Raw genomic sequence first — 19,251 nt, forward strand, 5'->3', positions numbered from 1 at the left:
GATTACTTCCTGCTGACTTGGCTGGCTCATGCTTTTACCCTTACGCGCGGATCCAGTGCGGAGTAGGCGAGGTCCGCGATGAGGTTGAAGACCATGGCCGTGATGGCGACGCAGATGAAGACGCCCATGACCGGGTTGGGATCGACGTGCGCGATCCCGTCCAGGAAGAGGAAGCCCATGCCGCGGACCGAGAAGACGGTTTCGGTGATGACGGCACCGCCGATCAATGCCCCGATGTCGAAGGCCACGATCGTGGCGATCGGGATCAGGGCGTTGCGGAAGGCGTGGCGCATGATGACGGTCCGCTCGCTCAGACCCTTGGCCCGGGCCGTGCGGATGTAGTCCATGTTCATGATTTCGAGCATCGAGGCCCGGGTGAAGCGTGTGTAACTGGCCAGGGAAATGAGGATCAGGGCCAGGGTGGGCAGGATCAGGTGGGTAAAGGAGTCAAGGCCGAGAACCCAGAAGTCGCCCTCAATGTTCGGCGTGCTGGCACCGATGGTGGCGATCGGCCGGCCCCGCACACGGCTGTTATTGAAGTACGTGGGCCATGCCTGCATGTACCGGTCCAGCAGGATCAGGACACCGACGAGGAACGAGGTGATGCCCGCGGCCCGCATGGACTGCCCGCGGTCGTAGCCGCCCACCAGGTAGCCGATCCCGACGCCAATCAGGACGAAGGCGACCGACAGCACCACGATCATCAGGAAGGTGGCCTCGTTGAGCAGCGGCTGGAGGAGGAAGTACAGCACGACGCCTACGCCGACGGCGATAAGGGCCGACTGCAGGGCCTTGCGGTTTTTCAGCCCGGCGGAGAGCAGGGTCACGGCGAAGGCGATGCCGACACCGGCGATGGCGATGAGCACCGGACCCAGGCCCGGGGTCTTGAACCACTCGGTGGCGGAGAAGTAAATGAGCACCGCGGCGACGAAGGCGAAGACCACGGCGCCGGCGAGCAGCCGGCGCCGCATGGGCCCGCCCAACGCGACGGCTGTCACTGCGCCGACGACGACGCCGATCCCGAGCGCCACGGGAAGCGGCACCTCGGGGTTCCGCAGGAAGTTGTTGAAGCCGATGGCGCCGAACTCCTTGAGCAGGACGGCCACCCAGAAGATCGGCAGCGAGAAGAACAGGAATGCCATGAACGTCACGCCGTAGTCCAAAGTGCTGTACTGCCGCAGGGCAGTAATGATGCCCAGGGTGATCCCGATCAGGATGGCGAGCACCGTTGCCGCGGTGACGAGCGTCAGGGTCTGGACCAGCGCGTTGCCCAGGGCATCCGTAATGGGCTGGCCGGCGATGTTCTTCCCGAGGTCACAGGAGTTGGCGAACGGAACGAGGCACTGGACAGCGCCGCCGAACCATTTGAAGTACCGCAGCGGGGCCGGAGTGTCCAGCTGCAGGAGCTCGGTCCTCGCGTCCATGAGCTGCTGCTTCTGCGGCGTGGGGTTGGCGCGGAATTCCTCGAGGGGATCGCCGGACGCCGCTGTCAGGAGATACACGAAGTAGGACGCGCCGAGAAGGATGAGGGCGGCAGTGACGAGCCGCCGGAAGATGTAGGTCACCATTGAAATAGAACCTCGGAATTCGGGTCCAGGGATTGCCCGGACCGGTCGCGGAGTTTGGCCGGTTCCCGCCGATGTGGCGGCGGGCCACGGCATCGCCAGGATATCGCCAGAAAGGCGCCGGGACCGAAGAAGCTGTGGTCCCGACGCCTTTCCAGCAGTGTTACTTGGGGTCGCGGGCTACTTCTGCGCCCATTCCCAGAAGTTCCACCAAACGCCGGTCTGGTTCGGCATGTACTTCACACCGGTGATGCGGTCGCTGTACGCGTCCACGCCAACCGACTGGAACAGCGGCAGGCCGTAGGCCGAATCCCAGATCATCTTGTCGATCTGCGCAACGAGGCCGTCCTGCTTGCTCTTGTCGGTGGTGACAATCAGTTCGTCCATCAGCTTGTCGGCTGCAGGGTCGCTGAACTGGTTGAAGTTGGAGTCGTTGCCGGACTTGAAGATCTGCGGAACGCCGGACACGCCGACACCCGAGTTGCTCCAGCCAAAGATGGTGGCATCGTAGCTGCCGTCACCGAGGGCCTTGCCCCAGTCAGACTTGCCGAGGCCGCCGTCGACGATCTTGAAGCCGGCCTTGGTGGCGGACTCGCTGATCAGGGAGAAAGCGTCAACACGGTTGGGGTTGTCCTTGTTGTACATGATGCGAACCTCGGGGGTGGCGCCGTTGAGGAGCTTCTTGGCACCCTCGATGTCCACACCCTGGTAGGCGGAGGAACCATTGTTCTTGGCCGACTCGGCGTACGGGGCCTGGTCCGGAACGAAGAGCTGGGAGTCAAGCGGTGCAGCCTTCGGATCCAGCTTCTTGACGATCTTGTCGACGATGTCCGCACGCGGGACGGCCTTCATGAACGCCTCACGGACGTTCTTGTCGGCAAACGGGCCCGAGTAGTTCAGGTCGATGTGGTCGTACGCGAGCTGGTTGCCGACGTCGACCGTCACGCCCTGGCTTTCGAGTGCCTTGAGCTGCTCCACGGTGTCCGCGGATGCCTGCGGGGCGATGATGTCGGCCTCGCCGTTCTTGAGCGCCTGGACCTGGGCGGGTGCCTCACCGATGTAGCGGACGGTGATTTCGTCCAGATTCGCTTCCGGTCCCCAGTTGTAGTCCTTGTTCTTGACCATGGTCAGGGACTGGTCCTGGTTGATGCTCTTGACGAGGAACGGGCCGTTGGAGAGGTACAGGCTCGGATCAGCCGGCAGGGTCTTGGTGTCAAAGCCGGTGTTCCACAGGTCCGCCATAGCCTTGAGCTGGGCGTTCGCCGGCTTGGGGGCCTTGGAATCGCCGCGGGGCATGCCCTTCAGCAGGTCAATGAACGCCTTGGTGTCCGCCAGGCCTGCCTTCTTGGCCAGGACGTGGGCGGGGATGTCGATGCCGGGGCCGCCGATGGCGATTTCCCAGTCTGCGAAGGGCTTGGAGTACTTCAGCGTCATGCTGCGGCCGTCGTCACCGAGTTCCGGGAAGTCGGTGAGCGCGATACCGGTGGGGTCGCCGGCGTAGGAGAAGTAGGACGTTCCAGTCTTACCTTCCGCATCGGCGTCGTTGTAGTAACCCGAGAAGGCGGCCCACTGCAGCACGAGGTCGGCCGCGGTGACGGGAGTGCCGTCGGACCACTTCACGCCGTCGTTGATGGTGTACTTCACCGTCAGCGGATCGTCGGAGACCTTTTCCATCTTGCCGAACTTCTCATTGCGGACAACGTTGAGCTTGTTGTCGATGTAGAAGAAGCCCGAGTGCGTGGCGTAGCTGACCTTTGAGTTGATGTCAGTGTTTCCATCGGCCGTATTCGGGTTGAACGTATTAAACGCGTTGACCTCTACTACGGTTGCCGATCCGCCTTGCTTGCTTGCTGCCGCCGCAGTCGTCGGGGTTGTCCCGCCGCTGTTGCCCGCGCAGGCGCTGAGGGCGATGGCAGCTGCTGCCGCCACGCCCACTGCTTTGGAAATACGACCCAAGCGCATTCCGCCTCCTTGTTTCTGTGGTGTGGGTGAGACCGGCGCCGAAGGCGCCAGACAGACGTCCACACTCCCCCAGCGGCAGTGTGGCCCGTCTCACATGGCATGAAGCGTAACCCCAAAGAGCGTTCGGAGCCACCAAAGTTGACTCACCGTAAAGTTCGTTATGGAGCTGCAACATTGGACGGGTTCCGCAGGGCCAGCTTTCCCACAAAACATTGACGGCGGCGTAACAAAAAGATAAAAGCGCCGCACACAGGAAAAGCCCCGATCCAAGAATCGGGGCTCCTCCAGTTAATCCTTAATTACTTGGCAGAATTACCGCACTGCCGGGCGGAGGACGTCAAACGTTGAAACGGAATTCGACGACGTCGCCGTCGGCCATGATGTATTCCTTGCCTTCGATCCGGACCTTGCCGCGGGCCTTCGCCTCGGCCATGGAACCGGCCTCGATTAAGTCATCGAAGGAGACGACCTCGGCCTTGATGAAGCCGCGCTGGAAGTCGGAGTGGATCACGCCGGCTGCCTGCGGGGCAGTGTCGCCCTGGCGGATGGTCCACGCCCGTGTTTCCTTGGGGCCGGCCGTCAGGTAGGTCTGCAGTCCGAGGGTGTGGAAGCCGACGCGGGCCAGCTGGTCCAGCCCGGATTCATCCTGGCCGTTCATTTCCAGCATCTCGCGGGCTTCTGCCTCGTCGAGCTCCACCAGGTCGGACTCGAGCTTGGCGTCCAGGAAGATGGCGTCGGCCGGGGCCACGAGGGCCCGCAGTTCCGCTTGCTTCTCCGGGCTGCCGAGGATTCCCTCGTCGGAGTTGAAGACATAGATGAAGGGCTTGGCCGTGAGCAGGCCGAGTTCCTTGAGGTGCTCCATCTCGAGCTTGTCGCTCTTGATGGACGAGAAGATGGTGTCGCCGCGTTCCAGTACTGCCTGCGCCGCCAGGATGGCTGCCAGCTCGGCGGCCTCCCGCTTTTTGATCTTGACTTCTTTTTCGATCCGCGGGATGGCCTTTTCGATGGTCTGCAGATCGGCCAGGATCAGCTCGGTGTTGATCGTCTCCATGTCGGAGCTGGGATCGACCTTGCCGTCGACGTGGATGACGTCCGGGTCATCGAACACGCGGACAACCTGCGCGATGGCCTCGGCCTCGCGGATGTTGGCGAGGAACTGGTTGCCGAGGCCCTCGCCCTCGGATGCGCCCTTGACGATGCCGGCGATGTCCACGAAGGACACTGCGGCGGGCAGCAGGCGCGCGGAGCCGAAGATGCCGGCCAGCTTTTCAAGCCGGGCATCCGGCAGGTTCACGACGCCGATGTTGGGCTCGATCGTGGCGAACGGATAGTTCGCCGCGAGGACCTGGTTTCGGGTCAGTGCGTTGAAAAGGGTTGATTTGCCGACGTTGGGCAGTCCGACGATGCCAATAGTAAGAGCCACGAGCATATATTCTACCCGCACCAGACGCCGGCCGTTGCTGCGGCCGGCGCGTGCGCCTGTGGGGCGGCCGGGTGCCGGCGGGTGTGCGGGACGGTGTGGGGCGTTTCCGGGGTGTTGCCGGGTAGTTGTAGCGGGTGGGTCCCGGGTGTTCCGGGCGTCGGAGCCAAAACTGTCACAGGGGCATGCCACAGTGAAGGCATGGAAGCTTTTGCACTGATTCTTGCCCTGCTCATGCTGCTCACGGGCGCCGTCGCGGGCGCCGCCGTCGTCTATGTCCTGCTGCGGCGGCGCTATGTGGCTGTCGAACAGGACTTCGACGCCGTATCAGCCCGGCTGTCCGACGTCAGCGCCCAGTTCGCCGCCGCCGACGCCGAGCGGCGCCTGCTCGCGGCCCAGAACCGGGAGCTCGGCGAGTCCCGGAACCACGACGGCAGCGTGCTCCGCGCGCTGGCGCCCGTGGCGGAAAAGCTCACCGCCGTGCAGCAGCAGGTGTCCCTGCTCGAACGCGACCGGCTGGAGCAGTACGGCCAGCTGGCCCAGCAGCTGCAGGAGGCCCGCCTGTCCGATGAGCAGCTGCTGCGGTCCACGCATGCGCTGGAGTCTGCCCTGCGCTCCAACAGCGCCCGCGGCCAGTGGGGCGAGGTCCAGCTGCGCCGGGTGGTCGAGGCGGCAGGCATGCTGCGGCACGTGGACTTCCACGAACAGGTCCACAGCGGGCAGGCCCACAGCTCCGGCACGGACGGTACCCTCCGGCCCGACCTCGTGGTGCAGCTGCCCGGCGACAAGCAGCTGGTAGTCGACGCAAAGGTCCCGCTGGCGTCGTATCTTGCCGCCCAGGACCTCGGCGCCGCCCAGGCGGGCCAGCAGTCCTCGCAGCTGCCCGGCAGCCAGCAGGCGCACCTCGCCGCCCATGCCAAGGCCCTGAAGGCCCACGTGGACGCGCTGGGCAGCAAGAAGTACTGGGACATCCCCGGCAACTCTCCGGAGCTCGTGGTCTGCTTCCTGCCGGCGGAGTCGATCCTGGCCGCCGCCCTCACGGCCGACCCTGCCCTGCTGGACTATGCACTGGCCAAAAACGTGGTCCTGGCCTCCCCCGGAACCTTGCTGGCAGTGCTGAAGTCGGTGGCGTTCACGTGGCGGCAGGACGTGTTGACGGACAGTGCCCGGGAACTCTTTGAGCTCGCCCGTCAGCTCTACGACCGGATGGGCACGCTCGGCGATAACGTCACCAAGCTGGGGTCCTCGCTGAAGACCTCGGTGGAGCGGTACAACTCCATGGTCGGAACCCTTGAGGCCCGGGTCCTGCCCACCGCGAGGAAGCTGAACGCCCTGGAAGCCGCCGGACTGGCCACTCCCCCCGCCGTCGAAGTCACGCCGCGGGCAGTCGCGGCCCCGGAACTTCAGCCCCGTGACGAGTCAGAAGAGTCCGCGGCCTAGGACTGTCCAGTACCTAGGACTGTTCGGGGCGGGTGCCGCGGCCGCCGAGGGCGCGGGTGACGTCGCCGGCCTGCTTCAAGGTGGCCCGGAGCTCCTTCGGCAGGGAGAACAGGAGGTCTTCCTCGGCCGTGACGACTTCCTCAACCGATCCGTAGCCGTAGTCGGCGAGGAGCCGCAGCACGTCCTTGACGAGGACTTCCGGGACAGAGGCCCCCGACGTCACGCCCACCGTGGCGACGCCCTCGAACCATGTCTCGTCAACCTCGTTGGCGAAGTCGACCCGGTAGGAGGCCTTGGCGCCGTATTCCAGTGCCACCTCCACGAGGCGGACGGAGTTTGAGGAGTTGGCGGAGCCCACCACGATCACCAGGTCCGCCTGGGGCGAGATCTTCTTGATGGCCACCTGGCGGTTGGTGGTGGCGTAGCAGATGTCGTCGCTGGGCGGGTCCTGCAGGGTGGGGAACCGCTCCTTGAGCAGGCGCACCGTCTCCATGGTCTCGTCCACGCTGAGGGTGGTCTGTGAGAGCCAGATGACCTTTTCCGGGTCGCGGACCGTGACCTTGTCGACCTCGTGCGGACCGTTGATGATCTGGATGTGCTCGGGAGCCTCGCCAGCGGTGCCTTCGACTTCCTCATGGCCGTCGTGGCCGATCAGCAGGATGTCGAAGTCATCCTTGGCGAACCGGACGGCTTCGCGGTGCACCTTGGTGACCAGCGGGCAGGTCGCGTCAATGGTGCGCAGGCCGCGGTCCTCGGCGGACTGGACGACAGCGGGCGAGACTCCGTGGGCGGAAAAAATCACGAGGGCGCCTTCCGGGACCTCGTCGGTTTCATCGACGAAGATGGCGCCCTTCTCCTCGAGGGAGCTGACCACGTGCACGTTGTGCACGATCTGCTTACGGACATAGACCGGCGGCCCATAGTGTTCCAGGGCTTTTTCCACCGCGATGACCGCACGGTCCACGCCGGCGCAGTAGCCGCGCGGGGCTGCCAGGAGGACCTTCTTGGGACCGGCGACCGGGGCCGCCGCCAGGACGTCTTCCGGTGAACGCCGCCGGCGCGGAACTGAGGGCATCGGAACGGAAACAGCGGTGGTGGTCATGCTCCCATGCTACCGGTGTTCGATCCTGCCCCGATTGCGGCCACCGGCTGCCCGGACAGCCACTCCCGTGGCCAGCAGTACTGCTCCCGCAACTGCGGCAGCGACGATCCACTGGCCGAAACTGGCAGAGCACGCCGCGACGAACTCGTTCTTGAACAGCTCCGCCACATCGTTGCCGCTCGAGGTCCCGGCGACGGCGGCGCCGGCGGCATCGCTGGCCAGCTTCCATACTCCCGCGAGCACCAGCGCTCCAACGCCCATTCCGACCAGCACGGTCCACCGGCGTCGGGCCGCAACGAACGCCAGCATGAACGCGATGGCAGCGCCGACCGCAACGGCGTAGCCCATCGGGGCGTAGACGGTGACGCGTTCGATCATCTGGCGCTGGTCGGACTGCCCGATATGGACCAGCACCTGGCCGGGCGCCTCCAGCGGAAGGGTGGTCGCTTCAGTAACCTGTTTCGCCACCAGCCCGGCCAGCGGGGCGACATCAAGGGTGAGCGAGGAGGTGCCGTCAACCTCCGGCGGCAGCGTGCTGGGGTCCGCGAACGTGAGGCGGTGGCTCTTACGCAGGGTTTCAGCCCAGGCCTCGGGGTAGCCGGGCAATCCCGTCAGCGAGTGCGCTGCGTTGTCCAGGACCGGCCGGGCGAGCTCCGTGAAGGCTTCGGGAATGCCGGCACTGGCGGCCAGGCCGTCGACGGCGGCCGCGGCCAGCCGCTGCTGGAACGCCGGATCCTTGCCCAGCGGTGCGGTCAAGGCAACGAAGCCGTCTTCCTGGACGATGTTCTGGTCCACCCACATGGCTGGAACGGCGACGGCTGTCATCAGGAGCCCGATAAGGACGGCGACGGCAGAGACAAAAGTGCGCAAGGGATTCCTAGAAGGTTGATGGCATCCCTCCCATCCTAGGGCGGTGCCGGGCGCGGCCATAAAGTCGGGCCCCTGTGGTAGAGCTATGGATAGAGTTGAACGAGACAACTTCCGGCTGCCGGCGGGCCCACCCGCCCAGAACCGGGCCGCCAGCCGTCCCGGTGGTATAGGACTTGCCGTAAACGGCACGCAGCAAAGGACACGCACGCATATGCACAAGGCACTCCACCAGGCACTCCCGGCCATGGAGCCCACGCATGTCTGAGGACGCGGCGGCGGCCACCACGCTACCGGCCACCGCGGCCCAAACCAGTCCGGACAATCCCTGGCCGCTGCAGTTGCTGTCCCAGAAGCTCAAGATGCATATCGACCGAGCACCCTCGGCATGGGTTGAGGGGCAAGTGATCGAGCTCAACCGGCGTGGCAGCAACGCCTACCTGACGCTCCGGGACATCAACGCCGAAATCTCGCTGCCGGCATCGGTCTGGACCACAGTGCTGGACCGACAGGCCGCCCCGCTGGAACGCGGCTCCCGGGTTGTGGCCCTGATCAAGGCCGAATTTTGGCTCAAGACGGGCCGGCTAAACATGTCCGTGAAGGACATCCGGCCCGTGGGCCTCGGCGATCTCCTGGCCAGGATCGAGCGGCTGCGCCAGGCCCTCGCTGCCGAAGGCCTCTTTGCCGATTCCCGCAAAAAGCGGCTCCCCTTGCTCCCGCACCGGATCGGCCTGATCACCGGCCGCGACTCTGACGCCAAGAAGGATGTGCTGCGCAATGCTGCCCTGCGCTGGCCGGCCGTCGAATTCGAGATCCGCGAAGTAGCGGTCCAGGGGAACACCGCCGTAGCCCAGATGATCGCGGCGTTGCGGGAGCTCGATGCCCACCCCGTGGTCGACGTCATCGTCATCGCCCGCGGCGGAGGCGCCCTCGAGGATCTGTTGCCGTTCAGCAGCGAGGAGCTCATCCGGGCCGTCGCGGACGCGTCCACCCCCGTGGTGAGCGCGATCGGGCACGAAGCGGACCGGCCCATCCTCGATGACGTCGCCGACCTCAGGGCATCAACGCCCACCGACGCCGCGAAGAGGATCGTTCCCGACGTCGCCGAGGAGCTTGTCAGGGTGCGGCAGGCACGGGATCAGCTCCGCCGCGGGGTCACCCGGCTCGTGGAACGCGAGGGCGACCGGCTGGCGTCCCTGCGTTCCCGCCCCGTGCTGCTCTCCCCCGAGGTCATGATCAGCCAGCGCCACGAGGACGTCGAACGGCTCAAAGTCCGCTCGCATTCGGCGATCAGCGCCGCCGTCGTGCGGGCAGCGGACCAACTGGTCCACCTCAAGGCGCAGGTGCGTGCACTCTCGCCGCAAAAGACGCTGGATCGCGGCTACGCGGTAGTCCAGCTCGCCGGCGCCGTAACCGCCCCCGCGACGCACCGGGATGTGGTGCGGCACCCATCACAGGCGCCCGCCGGCACGGACCTCACGGTTCGGGTGGCCGGCGGCCGGTTCACCGCCCAATCCACTGGCGGCCAGGAACCGGCCGAGGAATAACCCCCGCGTTCGAACACGGCCGCACGGCCACACGTCAGCGCCACCGAACAGCAGCACCGCGGCAGAGACCGCGACAACCAAGGAGCACCCACATGGCAGCAGAACCCACCCCGAACGCCGACATCGAGGCCCTCAGCTACGAGGACGCCCGCGAGCAGCTGGTCGCCGTCGTGGGCAAGCTGGAGGCAGGCGGCGCCAGCCTGGAGGAATCCCTCGCATTGTGGGAGCGCGGCGAGGCCCTCGCCAAGCGCTGCGAACAATGGCTGGAAGGCGCCCGCAAGCGGCTCGCCGCAGCCCGGGACCAGGCTGCGGACAAGAGCTAGGCGCCCGCCTTTCCAGGACCGCAGGTCAGGACCGCTGCACCAGCTCGCGTTCCAGGTCCAGGTCCAAGTCCGGAACCGGCCACTGGAGATTCAGATCGTCGAGGGCCTCCAGGAGGAGCTGCTGCACCGCGATGCGGGCGTACCACTTCTTATTGGCCGGCACGACATGCCACGGCGCCAACTCCGTGTTGGTCTTGTCAAAGGCCTTCTGGTAAGCGTCCATGTAGTCGGGCCAGAAAGCCCGTTCCTTCAGGTCTCCACTGCTGTACTTCCACTGTTTCGCGGGGTCATCCAGCCGGGCCAGGAGCCGGTTCTTCTGCTCGTCGCGGCTGATATGCAGCATGACCTTGACGATCTTCGTTCCGGCGGCTGCCTGCCGGGCCTCAAACTCGTTGATGGCCCGGTAGCGGCGCTCCAGTTCCTCGGCGTCCGCCCAGCGGTGGACGCGGTGGATCAGGACGTCCTCATAGTGGGAACGGTCGAAGACCCCCACCATGCCGGCCGCCGGCACTTCCCTTTCGATCCGCCAGAGGAAGTCGTAGGACTGTTCCTCGGGCGTGGGCGCCTTGAACGACTTCAGCTGCACGCCCTGCGGATTCATCTGGCCCATCACGTGGTTGACGATGCCGCCCTTGCCCGCGGTGTCCATGGCCTGCAGGACCAGCAGCACGCGTTTCTTGCCGCCGGTCCTGGACTCGGCGAACAGCTGCTCCTGCAGTTGCGTGAGCTTTCCGTCGAGTTCACCGAGCAACTGCTCGCCGTCGGCCTTGTCGCCGTCGTAGCCCGGCGTCGAGTCCGGGTCCAACGACTCCAGGCTAAAGCCCTTCCCGACCTTCAGGAGTTTCCAGGGGCGGTCATCGAATGTCGCGGAGCCTGCCATCAATGCCTCTTTCCGGTTGACGCAGCCGCAGTAGGCGGAGCAGGAGCCCCGTTGCGCTGCTGACCGAAGCCTAGTTCCCCTTATACCGGCTCAGGAAGTCCGCCATGCGGTTGATTGCTTCTTCGAGGTCCTTGACGTTGGGCAGCGTCACCATCCGGAAGTGGTCCGGCCGAACCCAGTTGAACGCCCTTCCGTGGGACAGGAGAATCTTCTGCTCGCGGAGCAGGTCCAGGACAAACTTCTCGTCGTCGCGGATGTGATAGACCTCGGGGTCCAGCTTCGGGAACAGATACATGGCCCCGCGGGCCTGTTGCGTGCTGACGCCCGGGATGGCGTTGAGCATGTCGTAGGCCTTGTTCCGCTGCTCCAGGAGGCGTCCTCCGGGCAGGATCAGGTCGTTGATGCTCTGGTAGCCGCCGAGGGCGGTCTGGATGGCATGCTGGGCCGGAACATTGGCGCAGAGGCGCATGTTGGCCAGTAGGTTGATGCCCTCGAGGTAGTCCGCGGCGTCCTTTTTCGGCCCGGAGATGGCCATCCAGCCGGCCCGGAAGCCGCAGACCCGGTAGGCCTTGGAGAGCCCGCTGAAGGTCAGGCACAGGACATCGTCGCCGGTGAGCGAGGCGAGGTTTACGTGTACCGCGTCTTCGTAGAGGATCTTCTCGTAGATTTCGTCGGCGAAGAGCACCAGGCCGTGTTTCTCCGCCAGGGCGACGATCTTCTTCAGCGTCGCCTTCGGGTACACCGCACCTGTCGGGTTGTTCGGGTTGATGACCACGATGCCCTTGGTGCGCGGCGTGATCTTCGCTTCCATGTCCTCGAGATCCGGCTGCCAGCCGGTTTCTTCGTCGCAGAGGTAGTGCACGGGCTTCCCGCCGGCCAGGGCAACCGAGGCAGTCCACAGCGGGTAGTCCGGGGTGGGGATGAGGACCTCATCGCCGTCGTCGAGCAGGGCCATGAGCGACATTGTGATCAGTTCGCTGACGCCGTTGCCGAGGTAGATGTCATCCACGTGGATGTTCTGGATCCCGCGGGTCTGGTAGTACTGCGAGACGGCGGTGCGGGCCGAAAAAATGCCGCGCGAGTCGCTGTAGCCCTGGGCATGCGGCAGATGGCGGATCATGTCCACCAGGATCGCGTCCGGCGCTTCAAACCCGAACGGGGCCGGGTTTCCGATGTTCAGTTTGAGGATGCGATGACCCTCCGCCTCCATCTGCTGGGCGGCCTGAAGGATCGGTCCACGGATGTCGTAAAGGACATTATGAAGCTTGGTGGACTGCTTGAATTCTGCCATTCATCAAATATGCCATATGGAGGATGTACTTCTGCTGAGACATGACTCACACGCGGACGCCGCGGTAACAACAACGACGCCGGCGCCCAGGCTGTGAGCCCGGACACCGGCGTCGCAGGGTCGCCAGTGGTCTACTGCTGGGCGAGGCCCTTTTCCTTCAGCCACGCCTCGGCGGCATCTTTCGGGTTCTGTTTCTGGCTGCCGCTCACGGCACGGTTGAGGTTGATGAGGTCTTCCGTGGTGAGGACCTTGGACACGGCGTTGAGCGTTTCCTTTGCCTTGTCCGTCATCTTGGCCGAGTTGTACAGCGGCAGCACCTGCTGGGCGATGAAGTTGTTCTTCGGATCCTCCAGCACCACGAGGTCGTTGTCCGGGATGGACGGGGTGGTGGTGTAGATGTCCGCGACCTGGACCTGATCCGAGAGCAGCGCCTTGAGCGTGACGGCGCCGCCGCCGTCGCTGAACGGCTCGAGTTTCTTGGGCACGCAGTTGTAGTTCTTCGCCAGGCCCGGCAGGCCGTACGCGCGCTCGGCGAAGGTCGCCGGGGCGCCGATGACGAGATCGCCGCAGACCTTCGCCATGTCTTCGATGGACTTCAGCTGGTACTTCTCTGCCGTCGCCTTGGTGACCACCATGGCATCCTTGTCCTCGGCCTTGGAGGCCTCGAGCACGGCCAGGCTCTGTGGGAGCTTGGTCGGGAGTGCCTTCGCGATGTCCTCGGCGGAGACCTCGGTGGCGTCCTTGTTTACATACAGCAGCAGGTTGCCGCTGTAGTCGGGAACGACGTCCACCGAGCCGTCCTGGACTGCCTTGATGTAGACCTCACGCGAGCCGATGTTCGGCTTGGTGCTGGCGGTGACGCCCGCGGCGTTCAGGGCGCCGGCGTAGACCTCGGCCAGGATCTGGCTCTCGGGGAAATCAGCCGAGCCGATCACCAGGGCACCGCCGGAACCGGAGGCGGCGCCGCTGCTGGCCGGGGCCGAGCTCAGCGGGTTTGATGAGCCTCCGCAGGCGGACAGGGCCATGGCCAGGCCGACGCCGACGGCCAGGCCGCCGAATGCGCGCCGGCCTAGGCCTCGTTGGCGGGATTCCTTCATGACGTACCTCCTTGAACAACAGTCTCCGCGATTACGGGGTCTGTGAGATCAACCGCAGCCTGGTGGCTGCGGTTCGGCTTGGACGAGGCGCCCCGTGACAGGAACAGCCTCTGAATGAGGGCAAGGACGAGGTCGACGCTGATGGCAAGGGCGGCGATCAGCAGCGAGCCACCCAGCATTTGCGGGAAGTCGGAGAGCACGAGCCCGTCGAACAGGTAACGGCCCAGGCCGCCCAGGTTGATGTAGGCGACCACGGAAACGGTGGCGATTACCTGGAGCACCCCGGTCCGGAACCCGCCGTACATCACCGGCAGCGCGTTCGGGAATTCCGCCCGGAACAGGACCTGCCACTCGGTCATGCCCATGGCGCGGGCGGCATCCACCACGTTGCGGTCGACGCTGGAGATTCCGGCGTACGTGCCGGCGAGCAGCGGCGGCACGGTCAGGATCACGAGTGCCCAGATCGGCGGCATCAGCCCGATGCCGGCGAGCAGGACGAACAAGGTGAGCAAGCCGAGGGTGGGCAGGGCGCGCAGCGCGCCCGCGACTGACACGATGGCAACCCGTCCGCGGCCGGTATGTCCGACGTACAGGCCGATGGGGACGGCGATGGCGATGGCGATCACCATCACCAGGCCCGTGTAGAGCAGGTGTTCGGCCAGCCGCACCGGGATTCCGGCACTGCCGGACCAGTTCTCCGGATCGCTGAGCCAGGCAAAGGTGTCCGTGACGACGTTGCTCACGCGTTTCCCCCTCCGGTCTTGGGACGGGAAAACCGCAGCGCCGCGGCGGCACGGCCAGTCCTCTCCGGTCCCGCATCTGAACCGGCGCCGGAACCCGTGGCCGCCCCGGCCCGGGTCCAGGGTGTCAGCAGCCGTTCGAGCAGGACCAGGACGGCGTCCATCAGCAGCGCCAGGATAAGGATGGCGATGATGCCTACCACCACTTCGGTGACGAAGTCACGCTGCAGGCCGGAGGTGAAGAGCATTCCGAGGTTGCCGATGCCGAGCAGTGCCGCGACGCTGACCAGCGAGATATTGCTGACCGAAACCACGCGCAGCCCGGCGAACAGCACCGGCAAGGACAGCGGCAGGTCGATCTGCATGAAGCGGGCGAAGGGTTTGAACCCCATGGCGACGGCGGCCTGCCGGAGGTCTTCATCCACCGAGTCAAAGGCATCCAGCGTGGCGCGCACCAGCAGGGCGACGGCGTAGATGGTCAGGGCCACCACCACGTTGACCGGATCCAGGATCCGGGTTCCGAGGATGGTCGGCAGGATGATGAACAGCGCCAGCGAGGGGATCGTGTACAGCAGCGAGGACCCGGTGAGCACCACGGACCGGAGCCCGCGGCTCTGCCGGGCGAGCTGGGCCAGCGGAACGGCTATGAGGACCCCGAACACCATCGGCAGGATGGCCAGGATGAGGTGCTGGCCGGCAAGGTTGAAGACTTCCGCCCTGTTGGCCAGGAACCATTCCATCAGAGCCCTCCGTGCCGGACGCTGCGGTCTGACTCGATGACGGCGAGGACTTCGGCGGCTGCGATGACTCCGGCCACCCGGCCGTCGTCGTCCACGGCGACGCCGAGGCCCGAGGGTGAGGACAGGGCCGCGTCCAGGGCCCGGCGGAGCGTGTCCCCCTTGCGGAACAGGGAGCCTCCGGGAACCATCGCCGGACCGGCTCCGGTGCCGGTGCGGGGTCCTGCCCAGCCCAGGGGCCGGAGTGCGTCGTCGACCACCAGCTGCCATTCATCGGAGCTGCCCTCTGCCCGGAGCTGATCGGGCGTGAGGGTGGGGACGGGGTGGATGGTGACACCGTCCGAGGGGCTGAACGCAAGGTGCCGGAACCCGCGGTCGCGGCCCACGAAGGAGGCCACGAACTCGTTCGCCGGGGCCCGCAGGATCTCCGCCGGGGCGGCGTACTGCGCCAGCTTGCCGCCGACGGCGAACACGGCGACTTTGTCCCCCAGGACGGTGGCCTCGTCGATGTCGTGGGTGACGAAGACGATCGTCTTGGCCAGGTCATGCTGGAGCCGGAGCAGCTCCTTCTGGAGTTCATCGCGGACCACCGGGTCCACGGCGCTGAAGGGCTCGTCCATGAGCAGCACCGGAGGATCGGCCGCGAGCGCCCGGGCCACGCCCACGCGCTGCTGCTGTCCGCCCGAGAGCTGGGACGGATACCGCTTCCCGAGGGAGGAGGCCAGCCCGACGACGTCGAGCAGTTCCTGGGCGCGCTTGCGGGCCTCGGCTTTGGACACCCCGTTGAGCCGGGGAACGGTGGCAATGTTGTCCAGCACGGAGCGGTGCGGCATCAACCCCGAGGACTGCATGACGTAGCCCATGGACCGCCGCAGCTGCGCGGCAGGGATGGAAGTGACATCGGCCCCGTCGACGGTGATGACACCGGACGTGGGCTCCACCATGCGGTTGATCATCCGCAGGGACGTGGTCTTACCGCAGCCGGAGGGTCCGACGAAGACAGTGATGGCGCCCTTATCGATGGACATGGTCAGCCCGTCAACGGCGGCCTGACCGCCTTGGTACTGCTTAGTGACGTTCTGGAACTCGATCATGGCTTCGGCCATTTCCGGGCTTACCTAACTGTTGGCGGCAACATTGGTCGGGCCAGCGCACTGTTAGTCAGTGTGCTGGCCGTAAAGCAGTTAGCTCATAGACTAACCAGCACCCCAGACTATGTCAGCGGCGCGGGGCTCCCGTAAGGCTTCGGAAGCACAACGATTTTGGATGGGTGGCGCGCCGGAACTCCTTCCGGCGCGTGGCGGCCCTTCCCGCTGTTCTTGCCACGGCCGTGGCCCGGCGCGTTCTCGTGGTTGTCCCGTTCGGCCGACCGCTGGCTCTTGCCCGCCACGGCGATCTTCTGGTGCCATTCGCGCTGGTAGGCGCGCCGCGCGGCCGCGTCGTGGCGGCGGGCCAGGGCGGCGAGTTCGCGCTGCAGCTTCAGGTAGCTGGCCCACCGGCGGTCTTCCAGGGTGCCGTCGGCGAGCGCGGCCTGCACGGCACAGCCGGGCTCCCGGCCGTGCGCGCAGTCCGAGAAGCGGCAGTGCTCGAAGAGCTCTTCGAGGTCGCCGAACATCTCCTCCATTCCTCCCTCGGCGTCGAATACCCCGAAGCCGCGCACCCCCGGCGTGTCCATCAGGACGGCGCCGCCGGGCAGGGGAACGAGCGCGCGGGACGTGGTGGTGTGCCTGCCTTTGCCGTCGCCCGCGCGCACTGTCCCCGTCTCCTGGGCCGGGACGGCGGCGAGGGCATTGATGAGCGTGGATTTTCCGGCGCCCGAGGGCCCCAGCAGCACCAGCGTGCCGCCGGGCGGCAGATGGCCCAGCAAGTCGTCGAGGCCATCGCCGTTCTCGGCAGAGGTGGTGACGACGTCCACGCCGGCTGCCTGGCGCACGACAGTCCCCACGACGTCGTCAGCGAGGTCCGCGATGTCCGCCTTCGTGATGATCACGAGCGGTGTGGCACCGGAGTCCCACGCCGCGACCAGGGTCCGTTCGAGCCGGTTGTGCGTGAGCGGACGATCCACCGGAACGACGATCCCGACGACGTCCATGTTGGCGCCAAGGACCTGCGCCTCGGACGAGGCCTCGAAGGCACGCTTGCGGCTCAGCTCCGAGTGGCGGGGCAGAATGCCCACGATGGAGGGCTCCCCCGCCGCGTTCGGACCCAGCCAGACCCAGTCCCCGGTGGCGGGAAGCTCCCCGCCGCGCGGGTAGGGCAGGTGGGCTGTTCCGCCGCCGTCGGCCACCAGGACGAGGTTGCGGTCCACCCGGATGACGCGGCCCGGGCGGTCGCCTCCCGGTACCGGCTGGGCCGCGAACCGCTTGGCGACGCCGGCTGTGTAGCCGTAGTGGACAGGACCCTCCGGGAACGCCTCATCGGAGGGCACCGGTGAATTGAATACCTGTGAATTGAATACGGATGAATTAATTGCGGACGAATGAGGTGCGGATGAAGGAGGTACGGATGTATTGGTGAAGGTGGCGCTGCCGGCGCCCGGGGATGCAGGATGAATGGTCAACGAAAACCCTTTGGTGGGGCCCCGTGGTGCGGCGCGTGCGCGCTGCGGCGGCTTGGATGCCGCGCAGCGACCAGCGTTTGATGGCTAGGCTGCGGCGTGGGACGGGGCAGGAGTAATGACATGGCTTGTATCGGTGCGCTGCGCGCTCAGAAATATCGCATTCATTGCTTCCACCTCCCCGTCGATTGCCGGCCAGCTGCGGCCGGCGGTTTCTACAGAATAGCCATGGCGCCGGTGCCTGGCTAGCGATCTAGCCGGAAAGTTTTCCGTTCAGCGGCCTCTCGCGGTACAGGCGCAGCCCGGCATCCACGAGCGAGACCCGGTTCAGCTCCGCCACCTCATCCAGCGGAATCCAGGCCGCGTGGGTGGTGCTGCCGTTCACCTCGTGGCGCAGTTCCCCGCCCGTGATCGTCGCCTCGTAGACCAGCCGGAGCGACTGGAAGTCCCGCTCGCCGCCGTCGAGCCGGACTTCGGACGGCCAGTGCCCGACGTCGATCCCCAGCATGGCGCCGACCTCGGCGTCGTAGCCGGTTTCCTCGTGGATCTCGCGGCGGCACCCGTCCACCGGGTGTTCGGCCAGGTCCAGGCCGCCGCCGGGCAGCGTCCAGCCCTCGCGTCCGTCCTGCTTCCAGTACGCCAGGAGGATCCCGGCGTCGCGGATGATAACGGCATAGGCGGCGGGCCGGGTATCGAATTGCATGCTCATCCCTCCAGCGTAGTGGCCGGCGGATTGCCGCCGGCTAGTCCTGTTCCGCCACCAGCTGCAGCACGCCGAAGACCGGCTCCTGCGCCAGGACCCGGACATCAGTGATCCCCGCGGCGGCCAGGGCCCCGCGGAACGAGTCCTGCAGCCGCGGAACGTTCATGCCGAGTCCGCCGCCCAGGATGACGGGGCCCTCGATGCCGAGCTGCCGGACGGTCTGCGCGGCGAGGTCGGCGAGGTCGCGCCCGGCCTGGTCCATGAGGGCGAGGCTCGGCGTATGGCCGGCGTCAGCGGCCTCCACCACGAGCCTGGCCTGCTGGGCCCAGAACCGGCGCCCGGTCTCGGGCGAGTGGAACATGGCGATCAGCTTGTTCGGGTCATCCACCCCGCAGGATGCCAGCAGGGCCGTGGAGAGTTCGTCCGGTTCCAGCCCCTGGTTCATCCGGCGCAGGCTGTGGCGGACGGCCTCCCTGCCCAGCCAGTAGCCGCTGCCCTCGTCGCCGAGCAGGTAGCCCCAGCCCCCGGCCCGGGCCTCCTCGCCGCGGCCGTTCTTGCCCCACGCGGCCGAGCCGGTGCCCGCGATGACGGCGACGCCGGTGCTGGCACCTCCGGCGGCGAGCAGCAGACGGGAGTCGTGGACCACCGTGATCCGGGCGCCGGGCACGTGCGGGGCAATCAGTGCCGCGAGCGCCGCGGCGTCGTCGTCGGTGTCGATGCCGCCGGCCCCAGCGTAGACCTGGGCGATGTCTCCCCCGCCGATCCTGGCGAAGAGTTCCGCCAGGTTGACCGCGGCTTCCTCGGGACTGACGTTCTGGACATTGGAACTGCCCACCGATTCATCGGCCACGGGCGCGCCGTCCTCGAACCGGACGCCCCGGGTTTTAGTGCCGCCAATGTCCAGGCCGATCACGGCACCCGTCCCCGCCGCGGCAGAGGGCGTGGTGGAAGATGGAACGGAGTCCGCCGCCGGCGGCATGTCAGTGTTAGTCACTGGAACAGGTTACTGAATCGCTGCAA

Annotated in this window: 17 protein-coding genes; 3 read left to right on the forward strand and 14 right to left on the reverse strand. The window is 66.3% G+C overall.

All coding sequences use genetic code 11. The features are described 5' to 3' along the window. Window positions 1–26: 26 nt before the first annotated feature. From AC1DXI_RS16780 to ychF, 3 genes are all read right to left on the reverse strand, one after another. Window positions 27–1,568 (reverse strand): ABC transporter permease, encoded by a 1,542-nt coding sequence (locus AC1DXI_RS16780; RefSeq protein ID WP_476939546.1) that lies wholly within the window; start codon window positions 1,566–1,568, stop codon window positions 27–29. Window positions 1,569–1,745: 177 nt separating this feature from the next. Next, window positions 1,746–3,527, reverse strand: coding sequence for an ABC transporter family substrate-binding protein (locus AC1DXI_RS16785; protein WP_026266492.1), 1,782 nt, complete (start codon window positions 3,525–3,527; stop codon window positions 1,746–1,748). 337 nt (window positions 3,528–3,864) lie between these two features. Continuing rightward, the gene (gene ychF, locus AC1DXI_RS16790; protein WP_028275710.1) at window positions 3,865–4,950 is read right to left on the reverse strand and encodes a redox-regulated ATPase YchF; all 1,086 of its coding nucleotides are present in this window, start codon (window positions 4,948–4,950) and stop codon (window positions 3,865–3,867) included. 198 nt (window positions 4,951–5,148) lie between these two features. Between ychF and AC1DXI_RS16795 the strand changes: the two genes are divergently transcribed. Further along, the gene (locus tag AC1DXI_RS16795) at window positions 5,149–6,387 is read left to right on the forward strand and encodes a DNA recombination protein RmuC (protein WP_476939547.1); all 1,239 of its coding nucleotides are present in this window, start codon (window positions 5,149–5,151) and stop codon (window positions 6,385–6,387) included. 13 nt (window positions 6,388–6,400) lie between these two features. On the opposite strand, the gene AC1DXI_RS16800 is transcribed toward AC1DXI_RS16795, so the two are convergent. Next, window positions 6,401–7,489: a 4-hydroxy-3-methylbut-2-enyl diphosphate reductase gene (locus AC1DXI_RS16800; protein WP_018773787.1), complete on the reverse strand. Its 1,089-nt coding sequence runs from the start codon at window positions 7,487–7,489 to the stop codon at window positions 6,401–6,403. Window positions 7,490–7,498: 9 nt separating this feature from the next. After that, the gene (locus AC1DXI_RS16805; protein ID WP_476939548.1) at window positions 7,499–8,359 is read right to left on the reverse strand and encodes a hypothetical protein; all 861 of its coding nucleotides are present in this window, start codon (window positions 8,357–8,359) and stop codon (window positions 7,499–7,501) included. 257 nt (window positions 8,360–8,616) lie between these two features. On the opposite strand from AC1DXI_RS16805, the gene xseA reads away from it, so the two are divergent. Both xseA and AC1DXI_RS16815 read left to right on the forward strand, forming a co-directional pair. Beyond that, a complete protein-coding gene (xseA, locus tag AC1DXI_RS16810; protein WP_476939549.1) occupies window positions 8,617–9,903 on the forward strand; it encodes an exodeoxyribonuclease VII large subunit in 1,287 nt (428 codons plus the stop codon). A gap of 92 nt (window positions 9,904–9,995) precedes the next feature. Further along, window positions 9,996–10,226 (forward strand): exodeoxyribonuclease VII small subunit, encoded by a 231-nt coding sequence (locus tag AC1DXI_RS16815; protein WP_476939550.1) that lies wholly within the window; start codon window positions 9,996–9,998, stop codon window positions 10,224–10,226. A 25-nt stretch (window positions 10,227–10,251) separates the two neighbouring features. Here the strand turns inward: AC1DXI_RS16815 and AC1DXI_RS16820 are convergent, their stop codons facing one another. The 9 genes from AC1DXI_RS16820 to AC1DXI_RS16860 all read right to left on the reverse strand — a co-directional run bounded on the left by AC1DXI_RS16820 (window position 10,252) and on the right by AC1DXI_RS16860 (window position 19,210). Beyond that, window positions 10,252–11,106 carry a polyphosphate kinase 2 family protein gene (locus AC1DXI_RS16820; protein WP_476939551.1) on the reverse strand — a complete coding sequence of 285 codons (855 nt, stop codon included), beginning with the start codon at window positions 11,104–11,106 and terminating at the stop codon, window positions 10,252–10,254. A 70-nt stretch (window positions 11,107–11,176) separates the two neighbouring features. Continuing rightward, window positions 11,177–12,397 carry a pyridoxal phosphate-dependent aminotransferase gene (locus tag AC1DXI_RS16825; protein WP_018773782.1) on the reverse strand — a complete coding sequence of 407 codons (1,221 nt, stop codon included), beginning with the start codon at window positions 12,395–12,397 and terminating at the stop codon, window positions 11,177–11,179. A 131-nt stretch (window positions 12,398–12,528) separates the two neighbouring features. Continuing rightward, window positions 12,529–13,494, reverse strand: a complete 966-nt coding sequence (locus AC1DXI_RS16830) for an ABC transporter substrate-binding protein (protein WP_476939552.1) — start codon at window positions 13,492–13,494, stop codon at window positions 12,529–12,531. Further along, window positions 13,491–14,237: an ABC transporter permease gene (locus tag AC1DXI_RS16835; protein ID WP_476939553.1), complete on the reverse strand. Its 747-nt coding sequence runs from the start codon at window positions 14,235–14,237 to the stop codon at window positions 13,491–13,493. The genes AC1DXI_RS16830 and AC1DXI_RS16835 overlap by 4 nt, the downstream gene beginning before the upstream one ends. Next, window positions 14,234–14,974, reverse strand: a complete 741-nt coding sequence (locus AC1DXI_RS16840; protein ID WP_476939554.1) for an ABC transporter permease — start codon at window positions 14,972–14,974, stop codon at window positions 14,234–14,236. The genes AC1DXI_RS16835 and AC1DXI_RS16840 overlap by 4 nt, the downstream gene beginning before the upstream one ends. Then, complete coding sequence (locus tag AC1DXI_RS16845) at window positions 14,974–16,077, reverse strand: ABC transporter ATP-binding protein (protein ID WP_018773778.1); 1,104 nt, start codon at window positions 16,075–16,077, stop codon at window positions 14,974–14,976. The genes AC1DXI_RS16840 and AC1DXI_RS16845 overlap by 1 nt, the downstream gene beginning before the upstream one ends. A 107-nt stretch (window positions 16,078–16,184) precedes the next feature. After that, a complete protein-coding gene (rsgA, locus tag AC1DXI_RS16850; RefSeq protein ID WP_476939555.1) occupies window positions 16,185–17,399 on the reverse strand; it encodes a ribosome small subunit-dependent GTPase A in 1,215 nt (404 codons plus the stop codon). Between the two features lie 382 nt (window positions 17,400–17,781). Beyond that, the gene (locus AC1DXI_RS16855) at window positions 17,782–18,237 is read right to left on the reverse strand and encodes an NUDIX hydrolase (protein WP_018773776.1); all 456 of its coding nucleotides are present in this window, start codon (window positions 18,235–18,237) and stop codon (window positions 17,782–17,784) included. 34 nt (window positions 18,238–18,271) lie between these two features. Further along, complete coding sequence (locus AC1DXI_RS16860; RefSeq protein WP_476939624.1) at window positions 18,272–19,210, reverse strand: N-acetylglucosamine kinase; 939 nt, start codon at window positions 19,208–19,210, stop codon at window positions 18,272–18,274. Window positions 19,211–19,251: the final 41 nt, after the last annotated feature.

Source organism: Arthrobacter sp. P1_H7 (genome assembly GCF_056405215.1).

Excerpts from the sequence above, each read along its gene's own strand:
- AC1DXI_RS16820 (WP_476939551.1), bottom strand. The coding sequence starts at position 11,106 with ATGGCAGGCTCCGCGACATTCGATGACCGCCCCTGGAAACTCCTGAAG.
- AC1DXI_RS16785 (WP_026266492.1), bottom strand. The coding sequence starts at position 3,527 with ATGCGCTTGGGTCGTATTTCCAAAGCAGTGGGCGTGGCGGCAGCAGCT.
- AC1DXI_RS16815 (WP_476939550.1), top strand. The coding sequence starts at position 9,996 with ATGGCAGCAGAACCCACCCCGAACGCCGACATCGAGGCCCTCAGCTAC.
- AC1DXI_RS16830 (WP_476939552.1), bottom strand. The coding sequence starts at position 13,494 with ATGAAGGAATCCCGCCAACGAGGCCTAGGCCGGCGCGCATTCGGCGGC.
- AC1DXI_RS16795 (WP_476939547.1), top strand. The coding sequence starts at position 5,149 with ATGGAAGCTTTTGCACTGATTCTTGCCCTGCTCATGCTGCTCACGGGC.
- AC1DXI_RS16840 (WP_476939554.1), bottom strand. The coding sequence starts at position 14,974 with ATGGAATGGTTCCTGGCCAACAGGGCGGAAGTCTTCAACCTTGCCGGC.
- AC1DXI_RS16825 (WP_018773782.1), bottom strand. The coding sequence starts at position 12,397 with ATGGCAGAATTCAAGCAGTCCACCAAGCTTCATAATGTCCTTTACGAC.
- AC1DXI_RS16845 (WP_018773778.1), bottom strand. The coding sequence starts at position 16,077 with ATGGCCGAAGCCATGATCGAGTTCCAGAACGTCACTAAGCAGTACCAA.
- AC1DXI_RS16855 (WP_018773776.1), bottom strand. The coding sequence starts at position 18,237 with ATGAGCATGCAATTCGATACCCGGCCCGCCGCCTATGCCGTTATCATC.
- xseA (WP_476939549.1), top strand. The coding sequence starts at position 8,617 with ATGTCTGAGGACGCGGCGGCGGCCACCACGCTACCGGCCACCGCGGCC.
- AC1DXI_RS16800 (WP_018773787.1), bottom strand. The coding sequence starts at position 7,489 with ATGACCACCACCGCTGTTTCCGTTCCGATGCCCTCAGTTCCGCGCCGG.
- AC1DXI_RS16860 (WP_476939624.1), bottom strand. The coding sequence starts at position 19,210 with ATGCCGCCGGCGGCGGACTCCGTTCCATCTTCCACCACGCCCTCTGCC.
- AC1DXI_RS16780 (WP_476939546.1), bottom strand. The coding sequence starts at position 1,568 with ATGGTGACCTACATCTTCCGGCGGCTCGTCACTGCCGCCCTCATCCTT.